This is a genomic window from Streptomyces shenzhenensis (assembly GCF_021462265.1).
Classification (GTDB): domain Bacteria; phylum Actinomycetota; class Actinomycetes; order Streptomycetales; family Streptomycetaceae; genus Streptomyces; species Streptomyces shenzhenensis.
Genome location: NZ_JAJONF010000005.1, coordinates 333646 through 347459, shown reverse-complemented (window position 1 = coordinate 347459; position 13814 = coordinate 333646). Strand labels below are relative to the sequence as shown.

Here is a 13814-nt window from a genome sequence, read left to right as displayed (position 1 = left end):
CGGACCGGCACTGGGAACGCAGGAGGATCGCGGCCCGGCCTCCTCCTTGAGGAGGAGGCGTCACCGTCAGGGGTGGCGCGGTCGCACGAGGCCGTGGTCGTAGGCGGCGACGACAGCCTGGACGCGATCGCGCAGGCCCAGTTTGCGCAGCACCGCGGTGACATGGTTCTTGACGGTGGCCTCCGACAGGCGCAGCCGCTCGGCGATCTCCGCGTTCGACAGCGCCTGCCCGATCAGGGTGAGCACCTCCCGCTCGCGGCCGGAGAGGTCCTGCAGGGAGGGTGGCGGCGCCGGGTCGGGCGTGGCGCGCAGGAACCGGTCGAGGACACGGCTCAGCACGGCCGGCGCCAGCAGCGCGTCGCCGCGGGCGGTGAGGCGGATGGCGTCGACGAGTTCACCCGGGCGCATGTCCTTCAGCAGGAAGCCGCTCGCCCCGGCCCGCAGAGCGGCGACCACGTGCGCGTCCACGTCCCAGGTGGTCAGCACGAGCACCCGGGCCCGACTGCCGGACTCAGCGATCTGCCGGGTCGCCTCGATGCCGTCCACGACCGGCATGCGTACGTCCATCAGCACCACGTCGGGCGCCAGTTCCCGCGTCAGCCGCACCGCCTCCCGGCCGTCGGACGCCTCACCGACCACCTCGAGGTCGTCCCGGGCGTCGATGATCATGCGGAATCCGGTACGGACCAGGGCCTGGTCATCGGCCACGACCACGCGCAGCGTCATGACGCACGCTCCACCGGCAACCGCGCCACCACCTCGTACCCGCCTCCGGGCAGCGGACCGGCGCGCAGGCTGCCACCCACGAGCCGTGCGCGCTCCCTCATCCCCACAAGACCGCGTCCCGCTCCCACCACGGCCGAACTGCTATGCGCCGTGAGCCCGTTGTCAGCCACCGTGATTTTCACGCAGCCCCCTTCGGCCGTCACACGCACGCTCACCACGTCGGCGCCGGCCGCGTGGCGCAGCGTGTTGGTGAGGGCCTCCTGGACGATCCGGTACGCCGCCAGGTCCACCGTGGCCGGCAGCCCTTCGATGGCGCCCTCGCGGTGCACGTTCACGGTCATCCCGGTCGCGCGCACGGTGTCGGCCAGCTCGTCCAGGCGCGCGAGCGAGGGCCCCGGCTCCCGCTGCTCTCCGGCCCCGTCATCGTCCACATCCCACCGGAACGCACGCAGCACCATGCGCAGTTCGCCGAGCGCCGAGCGAGCGCCCGTCTCAATGGCCTGCAGCGCCTGACGAGCCTGTTCGGGCCGTTGGGTGAACACGTCATCGGCAGCGCCCGCCTGAATAACCATCACCGACAGCGAGTGCGCCACGACGTCGTGCACCTCGCGCGCGATCCGCGCACGCTCCTCCACCACGGCCCGTCGCAGCTCCGCCCTCGTCCGTGCCTGCTGCGCCCTGCGCCACTGCCCCGCGGTCCACGCCAGGACCACCGCCAGCACATAGACCGTCAGCCCCGAGCCGCCGCCCGCCCCGAACGCCAGCGGCGCCGGCAGGCACATCACCGCGAGCGCCCGCACCGACTCCCGCCGCGGCCTGATGGCCGACACCACGCACAACCCGACCTGCGCCGCGAGCAGCGCCCCGGTCAGGGTCACCGCGGTCAGCAGCGCCCACACCGCGAGCCCCGTCGCTGCGTTCACGGCCAGTACGGTGACCGGAGCGCGGGCCTGCCACCTCAGGGCGCAGGCCTGCGCGAGGACCAGGGCCACGGCCACGGGCAGCCGCCGGCCGTGCTCCGCGCCGGCGACGAGCACCGAGGTGCCGAGGACAGCGAGCACCACACCGGCCGACCCCCACCACAGCGCCCGGGCTGCCCGGGGCGACACCACGTCCCGCCCTTCCCCGCCGAACACGTCGTCCGGTTGCCTACTGCTGCGGTCCACGCGCCGACCCTATCGGCACGGGATGCGGCAGTCGCCGAGCCAGCGCGTTCATGATCTGCCGGAGCGATCCGCGTAGGGTGCGGTTCTAAGACGTCATCTCATTTGGTGAGTCCGCGGTAACAGATGAGGGTGCAGGCGATGCTGTTCAAGGCCAGGAAGTGCTCGGCTTTGCGCTCATAGCGACGATGCAGTCGGCGGCATCCGGCGAGCCAGGACATGGTGCGTTCTGTGGACCGCTGCAGTGCATCGAGTGCCTGCTCGCGGGTCGCGGGACGGCACCGCCCGCGTCTGGCGGCCGCCCAGCAGTCGCCGGTGTGCACGGCGTCGATGTTGCTGCGGTTGAGACCGTGCCGGATCAGCCAGTCCGGCTGCGGCGGCCGCCGTTCCTCTCCCCGCTGTCAGCCATGTGCGGCGAGGTGGTGGCTCGGTTTGTACAAGAGTTGCAAGCGGCCCTTGCAAGTTCCCTTTGCAACTCGTAGCCTTCTGGCGTGGTCGAACAACCGCCTGCCCAAGAGATCGCCGATGTCGAGGCCCTGCGCGCCTTCGCGCACCCGATGCGACAGAAGATCGAGCAATGCCTGCGCCGGGGACCGGCCAACTCCGCAGTGCTTGCACGCGAGTTGGACGAGAGCACGGGGCTGGTCAGCTACCACCTGCGGCAGCTGGCCAAGCACGGCCTCGTCGAGGAGGTCCCCGAGCTGGCGAAGGGGCGGGAGCGGTGGTGGCGGGCAGTGCCGGGGGACCGGCGGTTCCCGCCGTACAGCCGACAGACGCCGGAGATGCGCAAGGCGCTGACCGAAATGCATCGACTCAACCTCGCCGAACTGATCGACTCCGCCCGGCGGTTCGAGGAGGCGCGCGACACGCTGGGGCCCTGGGCCGACGCGGCGCTCTTCTCGCGCGCCACGCTCCGGGTCGACCCCGACCAGCTCCGCGCGTTCTTCGAGGAGTACGTCGCGCTCCTCTACCGTTACTCGGCCCCGGAACGAGGGGATGCGCCCAAGGCGCGGACCGTGCTCGTCCGGCTGCTCGGAATTCCCGAGACCGGCTGACCGCGCGCAACCCAACCGACAGAGAAGGGGGAACGCACGCCGTGCTGCTCTCGGCTACGACCGCATCACCGATACGCGCTTTACTGGCCCTTTTATCCGGAGCATTGGCCGGGGCCCTCCTCCTGCTGGCCGCGCCAAGGGCGTCCGCCGACGGGGACGGGCTGGTCCGCCAAGAGGTCACTTTTCGGGGCGGTGGTGGGCTCGTCCTGCACGGCACCGTCCTCAGCAAGAGCGGAGCACCCGGCCCGGAACCTGGCATCGTCCTCGTCGGCGGCTCGGGCGCAGGTCCCCGGGAGGAATACCGGCAGGAGGCCGAGGCGTTCGCCCGTGCCGGGATCACCACGCTCGTCTACGACAAGCGGACCGTCGGCTACTCCAGGCTCCATGTGGACTTCGGCCTGCTGGCCGGCGACGCGCTCGCCGGAGTGCGGTTGTTGCAGTCCAGGAGCGGGGTGAACGCACGCCAGGTCGGGCTGTGGGGGTTCAGTGAGGGGGGCTGGGTGACGCCGCTGGCCGCGTCGCGCTCGAGCGACGTCGCGTTCATCCTCACCATCGGCGCATCCGGCTACGACCCGCTGCGCACCCAGGCCTGGAATCTCACCACGCATCTGCAACACCAAGGGGTGAGCCGGCCGTTCCGTCGCACCATGGCCGGCCCCGCCGCCCAATTCGTGGCCTCGACCGGTCTGTTCCCCGCGGCCGGCTACGACCCCTTGCCGGTGCTGGAGCAGCTCCACCGAACGCCGGTACTGGCGCTGTGGGGCGATCACGACACACAGGTGCCGCCCCAGGAGAGCGCACGGATCTTCCGCGAGGTCCTGGCCCGTGCGGGCAACCGACACGCCGTCATCGGCTTTGTCGACGGCGGCGCGCACAACGGGCACCGCACGTCGGACGGGTTCGACCGGATCGGCGGCCCGCTCTTCCACGGCAAGAAGCTAGGGGAGCTGTCCCCGCGCTATACACAGACCATGACCTCCTGGGTGCAGGCAGTGGCCGCCGGCCACCCACCGGCGTCGAGCGCTGCCCCCGTACCCGGGCAGGCACTCGCCTCCACCCCCGTGCCGGGACACGCCTGGTACGCCTGGCTCGCCCCAGTGCTGCTGCTCCTCGGCTTCGCCGCCTATCCGGTGAGTGCCGTCCTGCGCCGGGGCCCGGTATTGCGCCCAGTGCGGTGGTTGGCCGGGCTCGGTCTGCTGGCGGTCATGGCGACGGTGACCTGCCCGCTCGCCGTCTTCGTGGCGGGCAACGGTGCAGTGGCGCCGGTTGTAGGGGGCCGTCCGGCTTTGTGGCTGGTGGTGCAGGGGCTCGCCTTCGCCGTAGTAGTGTCCGCCTGCGCCTCGGCAGCCGCACTCCGGCGCCGACGGCTGACACCGAACGGGGCGGTCTGGCTGCGCCTGGCCCCGGTCGGACTGGCCGCTGTCGGGTTCGTGCCGTGGGCAGTGTGGTGGGGTGTTGCTACGTGACGGCCATCGTCCCTCTACGACCCAGCGCCTCCTGAACGGCCATTGATCACGACTGAAGACAGCCCCTGGACACCCCCTGGATGGCCGGGTGTGCGCCGGCCCCACGCCGGCCGGTGCACACCCGGCTGCGCTGTAGCGGCTGCAGTCGTTCGCCACCGTGCCCGCAGTGCGACAGGTGCTCATCCGACAAGGCCCCGCTGCTCGGTACCAGCGGCTGAGCAAGATCACAGTCAGGCAACACAGCCCCGCTCTTTCGCGTGTAGATGCCATGCCATCCTGTTCCTGCACTTCGCACGGCCGAGAAAGAGGGGGCCGTGCGCCGAACCACCCTTCCCATCGCCGCCGTCCTGCTGACCTCCGCATGCGGATCCGGGACCACGGACAACGCGTCGAACCCGGCGCATACGCCCACTCCACGAGCCACACACAGCGGCCGTTCCACGTCCCCGCCCAGCCACAGCGCATCCCGCACGGCCAAGCCGAAGCCGTCCCACTCGTCGAAGACATGCTCTCCCACACGGGAAGTCATCGTCTGGTACAAGACGTCCGGGGTGGCCGACGTTCAAGGCCCCCTGTGCGCTACGCCCGCCACACCCGGTGAGCGGCCGTTTCCCCTCATGGCCTGATCACCGCCCTCCGGCGCGGGTCAGGCCGGCTCGTCCGGACCCCGCCCCGGTTCGCGCACCTCGGCCGAGCCGTACACCTGGTGGAAGGGCCTGACGTGGTCGGTGGCGAGACCGTTCTCGCTCACGCTCACGGGCCCCCGGTGGTCCGCCAGGTGTCCCCGATCGCCTCTCCGACTGCCTGCGGGTAGAACTCGTGGCCGGTGGGGGCGAGTTCGCCTCCGTCCTCGGAAGGCAGCGGGCCGTCGGGGCCGATCCGGGTGCGGGTGCGGGACTGTACGCCGTCGGCGGACCGAGAGCTGGGTGCGGGCGAGCCCCTACAGGGCGATGATCTGCCACTGCTCCTGGGCAGCGCCGTTGTACGTCCACTGGTCGACATTGGCGCCGTCTGCGGTGGAGCCGCCGTCGACGTTGAGGGACAGGCCGCTGAGGCGGTTGGTGAGGTAGAAGTAGCCGTCGCCGGTGGGGGTCACGGCCCAGTGCTGCTGCGGCACGCTGTCGTCCGACCAGAGCCCGACGTTCCCGCCGTCCACGCGGGACAGCCCCGCCACCTCCATCAGTTTGCCGCTGCCGACGCCCTTGACCTTGTAGTAGCCGTCCCCCGCGTCGACGAAGGTCCACTTCTGGTTCGCCTGACCGTTCCAGGGCCACTGGAGGATGTTGGTGCCGTCGGCCGTCCCCGCGTCGCTGACGTCGACGACCTTGCCGCTGTTGCGGTTCACAAGGCGATAGACCGTGCCGTCGGCGGGCAGGATCCGGGAGACGAGGACCGGAACAGCGCTTCGGCCGCCGATGCGGACACCCCCGATGTTGGAGTAGCCGCCGGTCCCGGAGTCGATCCGGATGCGCACGAACCCGGCGCCGCGGGCCGGCCACTCGGCGACCTTGGTGGTGCGGTCTCCGGTCCAGGTGCCCGCGGCGACCTGGGTGAACGTGGTCCCGTCGGTGCTGGTGGAGATGGTGTACGCGGTGATGTCGCCGTCCGTGGAGTCGGTGCGGTTCCACTGCTTGGGGAGGTATTCGAGTGTGGAGATGTTGCTCCACACCCCGCCCAGGTCGATGGTGACGGAGTGCGGCAGAGTCAGGCCCCAGGTCGACCAGCAGGTCTCGAAGTTCTTGTCGCTCAGCCCGTCGATCGCGTTCATCGGGCCCTCGCCCGTGTGGAATCCGGTGGCGTACGCGCTGACCGGGGTCACCGGATGCTCGGCACGCGGCATTTGGGCGGGCAGGGCGGGCCGTGAGGTGTCCGGGCTCCAGGCCGCGCCGACCTCGGCGAGGCGGGTGACGATGTTGTCGTCCAGGCGGCCGCCCCGGTTGGGCGGGCAGTTGAGGATGAACGACGTGTACTTCGGTTCCAGGTCGGCGAGATGGGACAGGATCGAGGCCTTGCTCATCGGGTCGGTGGTGGGTGTGGAGGGATGCCAGAACCAGCCGTTGCTGATGGTCTGCCCCTGAAGCGAGGCATAGGTGTTGCCCGTCGGCGAGGTGACGCCGAGCGGCTCCTCGAAGTAGATCGCGTCCCCGAGGAACGGCACGGACAGACCGCCGTGGTCGATCATGACGATGTCCGGCTGCAACGACTTCACGTGCTCGCGCACGCGCTGGTAGGAGATCGACTGCTGGCCCATCTGCCAGGCGTAGCCGTCGGTGACGAACATGTCGATCGTGCCGTAGTTCGTGAGCAGTTCGGTGATCTGGTTCAGGATGTAGGTGAGGTCGCCGGGCTGGATCACCTGGTCGGCGGCGACGCCGTGCCGGGTGTCGTAGGCCTGGACGGTGTAGGTGCGGTCCCAGATCGAGAAGTAGAGACCCACCCGCAGACCCCTCGCGCGGAAGGCGTCGACGTACTGGGCGACGATGTCGTGCGGGTAGGAACTGGTGGCGACGTTGTAGTCGTTGTACGCGGTCGGCCACAGGCAGAAGCCGTCGTGGTGCTTGGTCGTCAGTACGCCGTAGCTCATCTTCGCCGCCGCGGCGGCGGCCGCCCACTGGGCACAGTCGACGGCGGTGGGTGCGAACAGCGCCGGGTCCTGGCCGGGGGTCGCCCACTCCTCGTCGGTGAAGGTGCCCATGTTGAAGTGGTTGAACATGCCGAAGCGCAGGTCGGCCAGGGCGGCGAGGCTGGACTGGCTGTCGGCTACGGCCTCGGGGACGAGCGACGACAAGGCGGGAAGCACGGGCAGAGCCGTGACCGCTGCCGCGCCGGCGGCGCCGAGGAGGGTGCGGCGGGACAGGTTTCCTGAAGGCATGATCGCACTCCCAGTTCCGTGTCGTGACGGTGCGTGTGACCTTTCCGCCGGCACCCGGCCCTCGGGTACGGCGGGGTGACGCCCGGTAGGGGCGTACGAGATGCCTGGTGCGGCGGGTGCCTTGGGCGCCGGATGTTACGCACGAAGTTCGACCATGACGCACAGGCGTGTCAACACGCGTGCAGGGATGAAAATCCACTCCCGTAAGGGGTTTTGTCCCTTGGGGCACGTTATGGGGATGCCCGATGGGTGCCAGACATGGCATGTCTGGCACCCATCGCGCATGTCTTGGCGTCTACGTCACACAACTCGGCACATCCGCCAACATTAATGGGATGAATCCAGCGGGCAAAGATCCAGCAGCGAAGCCCAGCCTACCCATCAAGCAGGTTCTTCCTCTGATTTCTGCCGCACACCTAGACAGCGCACCCCGCGATGCCTATAAATACATCCCATCTCTCCGACGACATGTCCCACTCACACTGCCCCCACCCGTCGTCCACGGCCCGGCACGAGGAAGAACCCATGAGACTCAGGACCGCTCTCTGTTCCGCCGGCTCAGCCCTGTGCGCACTCGTACTCGTCAGCGCCTGCGCGGGCGGCTCCGGTACGGCCGCCTCTTCGAGCGGCAAGCCGCTGGTCGGGGTCGACTACCCGCGCTCCGACACCGACTTCTGGAACTCCTACATCAAGTACACCCCGGAGTACGCCAAGAAGCTCGGCCTCTCCCTCAAGACCACCAACTCGCAGAACGACGTCGCCAAACTGACCGCCAACGCCCAGACGTTCATCAGTCAGGGCGTCAAGGGCATCGCCATGGCCCCGCAGGACACCGCCGCGATCGCGCCGACGCTGGCGCAGCTGGCGGCGAAGAAGATCCCGGTCGTCACCGTGGACACCCGCCCCGACACCGGTGACGTCTACATGGTGGTGCGCGCCGACAACCGCGCCTACGGCGAGAAGGCCTGCCAGTACCTCGGCACCAAACTCGGCGGCAAGGGCGCGGTGGTGATGCTGGAGGGCGGCCTGGACTCCATCAACGGCCGTGACCGCACCGAGGCGTTCAACGACTGCATGAAGAAGACCTACCCCGGGATCACGGTGTTCGGCGAGGCCACCAACTGGGACGGCGCGGTCGCCGCCCAGAAGCTGCAGACCGACCTCACCGCCCATCCGGACATCAAGGGCGTCTACATGGAGTCCAGCTTCGCCCTCTCCGGCACGCTCCAGGTGCTCAAGCAGAAGGGCCTGCTGGTCGGCCCCGAGGACAAGAAGCACGTCTTCGTCGTCTCCAACGACGGCATCCCCGAAGAACTCAAGGACATCGCGGCGGGCAAGATCGACGCCACCGTCTCCCAGCCCGCCGACCTCTACGCCAAGTACGCCCTCTACTACCTGAAGGCCGCCATCGACGGCAAGACCTTCAAGCCCGGCAAGACCGACCACGACAGCACCATCGTCAAGGTCCGTGACGGCGTGCTGGAGGACCAGCTCTCCGCACCGCTGGTCACCGCCGACGGCGGCACCTACGGCGGCATTCCCAGCCTGAAGAGCGACGACTCGTCGCTGTGGGGCAACAACCTCGGCTGACCCGCACCGGACAACCCCAACGGGACTCTAGATCAAGGCGGTTGACATGAGCGACGGGGAACGGACGACACCCCCCGCACCCGCCCCGCAGCACGGCGGGCGGTCCCCCGAGGACCCGCCCGTCGTGGAGGCGACGGGCATCGTCAAGCGGTTCGGTTCCACCGTGGCTCTGAACGGCGCGCGGATCACCGTCCGGGCCGGCGAGACCCACGCCCTCGTCGGTCGCAACGGCGCGGGCAAGTCGACCCTGGTGTCCGTGCTGACGGGTCTGCTCACCCCGGACGAGGGAACCGTGGCCTTCGGCGGCGCTCCGGCGCCGCGGCCCGCGGACCGGGACGCCTGGCGGCGGCGGGTGGCCTGCGTGTACCAGAAGTCGACGGTCATCCCGACACTCACCGTCGCCGAGAACCTCTTCCTGAACCGCTACGGTCACGCACCCGGTCGGCTGATCAGCTGGCGGGGCGTGCGCCGACGCGCGCGGGAACTGCTGGCCGCCTGGTCCGTGGAGGTCGATCCGCAGACCCCGGCCGGTGATCTCACCGTGGAGCAGCGGCAGTTCGTCGAGATCGCCCGCGCCCTGTCCTTCGGGGCCCGGTTCATCATCCTCGACGAACCGACCGCCCAGCTCGACGGCGCCGCCATCAGCCGGCTGTTCCAGCGGATCGGGGACCTCCAGCGGCAGGGCGTGACCTTCCTCTTCATCAGTCACCACCTCCAGGAGGTCTACGACCTGTGCGACACGGTGACGGTGTTCCGGGACGCCCGGCACATCGTCACCGCGCCGGTCGCCGAACTGCCCCGCGCCGACCTGGTCGCCGCCATGACCGGTGAGGCCGCCTCGGCCGGGAGCGCCGCACGCCCGAGCACGCTGGACAGGGACGCGCCGGCCGCGCTGCGAGTGGACGCGCTGGACAGTGCGGGCGCCTACCGGGACGTGTCCTTCGAGGTGGGCGCGGGAGAGATCGTCGGCCTGGCCGGGGCCGCGGCCAGCGGCCGTACCGAGGTGGCCGAGACGGTCGTGGGACTGCGCGCCGCCGACGGCGGAGAGGTCCTGATCGCCGGCCGCCGGCCGCGTCCGGGCAGCGTGCCTGCGGCTTTGGCCGCGGGCGCCGGGTTCGTCCCGCAGGACCGGCACCACCAGGGCTTCGTGCCCGACATGTCGATCGCGGACAACGCCACGCTGTCCGTGCCCCGCCGGCTCGGCGGCCACGGCTTCATCAGCGCGGGCCGCCGCGACAGGCTGGCCGAGAACATGATCGAGAACCTGGAGATCAAGACGCCCGGCCCGGAGCTGCCGGTCTCCGCGCTGTCCGGCGGCAACCAGCAGAAGGTCGTCATGGCCCGCGCCCTGGCCGACGACCCGCGGCTGCTGGTGCTGATCAACCCGACCGCGGGCGTCGACGTGCGCTCCAAGGAATTCCTGCTCGACAAGGTCGAGGAGACCGCCGCCTCGGGCACCGGCGTGCTCATCGCCTCCGACGAACTCGACGACCTGCGGATGTGCGATCGGGTCCTGGTGATGTTCCAGGGCCGGGTGACCCGTGAGATACCCCGCGGCTGGCACGACCACGATCTCGTGGCCGCGATGGAAGGAGTGGACATCCATGCCTGAAAAGACCCTCGCGGACGCGCCCGCCCTGGACGCGGCGCAGCCCGGCCGCGGCCCGCGCGTCCTGCTCGGTGGCCGGATACCGCTGGCGCGGCTGCGCGACCTGGCCCTGGTACCGGCGATCGTGATCATCGCGATCGTCGGCCAGATCGTGAACCCGGTCTTCCTGCAGCCGGACAACCTCATAAACGTCCTGCAGACCATGTCCGAGATGGCCCTGCTGGTCCTCGCCCAGACGATGATCCTGATCGTCAAGAAGATGGACCTGTCGCTGGAGTCGACGATGGGCCTCGCGCCCGGTGTCGCGGCCTGGCTGGTCGTCCCGGCGGGCGCGGGGCACGGCCTGGGTCTCCTGCCGGGGGCCTGGGCGATCCCCGTCACGCTCGCGGTCGGCGTGCTCGTCGGTCTCCTGAACTCCCTGTTGATCATCCGCTTCGGGCTGAACGGGTTCATCGTCACCCTCGGCATGCTGATCGTGCTTCGCGGTGTGCTCACCGGTATCTCCGGCGGCCAGACGTTCTTCCAGCTGCCGCCGTCGATGCTGTACCTGGGGACCGCGGAGTGGCTGGGGATGCCGGCGTCCATCTGGATCTGCCTGGCGTTGTTCGCGGTGGCCGTCGTCGTCCTCGGCTGGACCAGCTTCGGCCGTTCCCTGTACGCCGTCGGCGGCAACGTCGATGCCGCCAAGGCCGCCGGTGTCCGTACCGACCGGGTGCTCGGGATCGTCATCGTCACCGGCAGCCTGCTCGCCGCGCTGGCCGGTCTGCTGCTGTCCGGACGGCTGGCCTCGGTCGCGTCCGCCCAGGGCAACGGCTACATCTTCACCGTCTTCGCCGCCGCAGTGATCGGGGGGATCAGCCTCAACGGCGGCAAGGGCACCGTGTTCGGCGCCTTCACCGGCGTCCTGCTGCTCTTCATGATCCAGAACGTGCTCACCCTGGCGGGCGTGCCCGCCCAGTGGATCGGAGCCCTGAACGGCCTGATCATCCTCGTCGCCCTCACGATCTCCCGGATCACCGGCGGCAAGGCCCAGGACTGACACACCGGCCGCCCGGCCGTCGTTCCCACCCCGTACCAGCGGGCTCCGCTCCCGCCCGCCTCCAACAGGAGTCGCCGTCATGTCCTCCCTTGTCCCCGCGACCGCCCGCATCACCGCCCTGGACGTCCTGGATGTGCGGTTCCCGACCTCCGAGGAGCTGGACGGGTCGGACGCGATGAATCCCGAACCCGACTACTCGGCCGCCTACGTGATCCTGCGCACTGACGCCGGGGACGGACTGGAGGGCCATGCCCTCGCGTTCACCACCGGCCGTGGCAACGACGCGCAGGCCGCCGCCATCGCCACCCTCGCCCCGCACGTGGTCGGCCTGTCCGTCGCCGAGGTCTGCGCCGACCTCGGCGCCTTCGCCCGGACCCTGATCCACGATCCGCAACTGCGCTGGCTCGGACCGGAGAAGGGCGCCATCCACATGGCGACGGGCGCCGTCGTCAACGCTGCCTGGGACCTGGCGGCCAAGCGCGCCGGCAAGCCCGTGTGGCGTCTCCTCTCCGAGATGACCCCCGAGGAACTGGTCGCCCAGGTCGACTTCCGCTGGCTGAGCGACGCCCTCACTCCCGAAGAGGCCCTGGAGATCCTGCGCCGGGCAGAGCCGGGGCGCGAGGAGCGTACGGCCCGGCTGCTGGAGCGCGGATACCCCGCCTACACCACGAGCCCCGGCTGGCTCGGTTACTCCGACGAGAAGCTGGCACGCCTGGCGCGGGAGGCGGTCGCGGACGGCTTCACCCAGATCAAACTGAAGGTCGGCGCCTCGCTGGAGGACGACGTCCGCCGGCTGCGCACCGCGCGCGAGACCGTCGGCGACGGCATCCGGATCGCGGTCGACGCCAACCAGCGCTGGGACGTCCAGCCGGCCATCGACTGGATGCGCGCCCTGGCCCCCTACGACCCCTACTGGATCGAGGAGCCCACCTCCCCCGACGACATCCTCGGCCACCTGGCCGTCCGCAGGGCGCTGAGCCCCATCAAGGTCGCCACCGGGGAACACGTCGCCAACCGGGTCGTCTTCAAGCAGTTCCTCCAGGCGGGCGCGGTCGACATCGTGCAGATCGACTCCGCGCGGGTGGGCGGGGTCAACGAGAACATCGCGATCCTGCTGCTGGCCGCGAAGTTCGGTGTTCCGGTGTGCCCGCACGCGGGCGGTGTCGGCCTGTGCGAGATGGTCCAGCACCTGTCGATGTTCGACTACGTCGCCGTCTCCGGCACCCTGGAGGACCGGGTCATCGAGTACGTCGACCACCTGCACGAGCACTTCGTGGACCCCGTGCGCATCGTCGAGGGCCACTACCTCGCCCCCACCCGGCCCGGACTGGGCGCGCAGATGCACCAGGCGACCCTCAAGGAGTACGCCTACCCCGACGGCCCGGTCTGGACCGCCCGTGTCTGACGATCGGGCACTGATCGACGCCCACCACCACGTGTGGGATCTCGCCCGCCGCGCCCAGCCGTGGCTGGACGTCCCGGCCCACACGCCCATCAACCGGTCCTTCCGGCCCGGGGACCTGCGATCGGCCGCGACCCGGCCGATCGCGGGCCGCAGTCTGGCGGCGACCGTGGTCGTGCAGTGCGTGGCGTCCGTGGACGAGACCCGTGAACTCCTCGCCCTGGCGGACGGGGACCCGCTCCTCGCGGCCGTCGTCGGCTGGGCCGACCTGACCTCGCCCGCGCTCGGGGACGTCCTGGACGAACTGCGCGAAGGCGCGGGCGGCGGGCGGCTTCGCGCCCTGCGGCACCTGGTCCAGGACGAGACCGATCCCGACTGGCTCCAGCGCCCCGCCGTCGAACGCGGCCTGCGCACGCTCCAGGCACGCGGTCTCGGCTACGACATCCTGATCCGCTCCCACCAGTTCCCCGAGGCGATCCGGCTGGCCAGGCGCTTCCCGGAACTGCCGGTGGTCCTGGACCACGCGGGCAAACCGCCCCTCGCCGACGGCGAACTCTCCGACTGGGAACGGAACGTCCGCGTCCTCGCCGGCTTCCCGCACGTCCGCTGCAAGGTGTCCGGGCTGGTCACCGAGGCCGACCACGAGAAGTGGTCGGCGGCCGGCCTGCGTCCGGTGTGGGAGGTGCTGGCCGACGCCTTCGGCGCGGACCGGCTGATGTTCGGCTCGGACTGGCCGGTGTGTGTCCTGGCGGGCGGCTGGAACCGGTGGGCGTCGGCGATGGACGAATTCCTGACCGGCGCCTCGCCGGGCGAGACGGACGCGGTGCTGCGCCGTACCGCCGCCCGCTTCTACGGTCTTTCCGACACCGAGCCCCGAGAAGGGACCACCTGA

General features: G+C 70.3%; 10 protein-coding genes and 2 pseudogenes. 7 read left to right on the top strand and 5 right to left on the bottom strand.

Annotated features, from left to right (window positions below):
- Positions 1–66: 66 nt before the first annotated feature.
- The 4 genes and pseudogenes from LQ326_RS09945 to LQ326_RS47790 all read right to left on the bottom strand — a co-directional run.
- A complete protein-coding gene (locus tag LQ326_RS09945) occupies positions 67–726 on the bottom strand; it encodes a response regulator (RefSeq protein WP_234534751.1) in 660 nt (219 codons plus the stop codon).
- On the bottom strand, positions 723–1892 hold the full coding sequence (locus tag LQ326_RS09940) for a sensor histidine kinase (RefSeq protein WP_234534749.1): 1170 nt from the start codon (positions 1890–1892) through the stop codon (positions 723–725). The genes LQ326_RS09945 and LQ326_RS09940 overlap by 4 nt, the downstream gene beginning before the upstream one ends.
- A gap of 98 nt (positions 1893–1990) precedes the next feature.
- Positions 1991–2119 (bottom strand): annotated as a pseudogene (locus LQ326_RS09935) (IS5/IS1182 family transposase); the annotation flags it as partial.
- 18 nt (positions 2120–2137) lie between these two features.
- Positions 2138–2248: pseudogene (locus tag LQ326_RS47790) on the bottom strand (DUF6233 domain-containing protein); the annotation flags it as partial.
- A gap of 132 nt (positions 2249–2380) precedes the next feature.
- Between LQ326_RS47790 and LQ326_RS09925 the strand changes: the two are divergent.
- Both LQ326_RS09925 and LQ326_RS09920 read left to right on the top strand, forming a co-directional pair.
- The gene (locus LQ326_RS09925; protein WP_234534747.1) at positions 2381–2944 is read left to right on the top strand and encodes an ArsR/SmtB family transcription factor; all 564 of its coding nucleotides are present in this window, start codon (positions 2381–2383) and stop codon (positions 2942–2944) included.
- Between the two features lie 104 nt (positions 2945–3048).
- The gene (locus LQ326_RS09920) at positions 3049–4410 is read left to right on the top strand and encodes an alpha/beta hydrolase family protein (RefSeq protein ID WP_234534745.1); all 1362 of its coding nucleotides are present in this window, start codon (positions 3049–3051) and stop codon (positions 4408–4410) included.
- A gap of 940 nt (positions 4411–5350) precedes the next feature.
- On the opposite strand, the gene LQ326_RS09915 is transcribed toward LQ326_RS09920, so the two are convergent.
- A complete protein-coding gene (locus LQ326_RS09915) occupies positions 5351–7282 on the bottom strand; it encodes an alpha-L-fucosidase (protein ID WP_234534744.1) in 1932 nt (643 codons plus the stop codon).
- A gap of 525 nt (positions 7283–7807) precedes the next feature.
- Here LQ326_RS09915 and LQ326_RS09910 point away from each other — a divergent pair.
- The 5 genes from LQ326_RS09910 (at position 7808) to LQ326_RS09890 (ending at position 13814) form a co-directional block, all read left to right on the top strand.
- Positions 7808–8872 (top strand): sugar ABC transporter substrate-binding protein, encoded by a 1065-nt coding sequence (locus tag LQ326_RS09910; RefSeq protein ID WP_234534742.1) that lies wholly within the window; start codon positions 7808–7810, stop codon positions 8870–8872.
- A 46-nt stretch (positions 8873–8918) separates the two neighbouring features.
- Positions 8919–10484 carry a sugar ABC transporter ATP-binding protein gene (locus LQ326_RS09905; RefSeq protein ID WP_234534739.1) on the top strand — a complete coding sequence of 522 codons (1566 nt, stop codon included), beginning with the start codon at positions 8919–8921 and terminating at the stop codon, positions 10482–10484.
- Complete coding sequence (locus tag LQ326_RS09900; protein WP_234534737.1) at positions 10477–11520, top strand: ABC transporter permease; 1044 nt, start codon at positions 10477–10479, stop codon at positions 11518–11520. Before LQ326_RS09905 ends, LQ326_RS09900 begins: the two co-directional genes overlap by 8 nt.
- A 79-nt stretch (positions 11521–11599) precedes the next feature.
- The gene (locus LQ326_RS09895; protein WP_234534735.1) at positions 11600–12925 is read left to right on the top strand and encodes an L-fuconate dehydratase; all 1326 of its coding nucleotides are present in this window, start codon (positions 11600–11602) and stop codon (positions 12923–12925) included.
- On the top strand, positions 12918–13814 hold the full coding sequence (locus LQ326_RS09890) for an amidohydrolase family protein (RefSeq protein WP_234534733.1): 897 nt from the start codon (positions 12918–12920) through the stop codon (positions 13812–13814). The genes LQ326_RS09895 and LQ326_RS09890 overlap by 8 nt, the downstream gene beginning before the upstream one ends.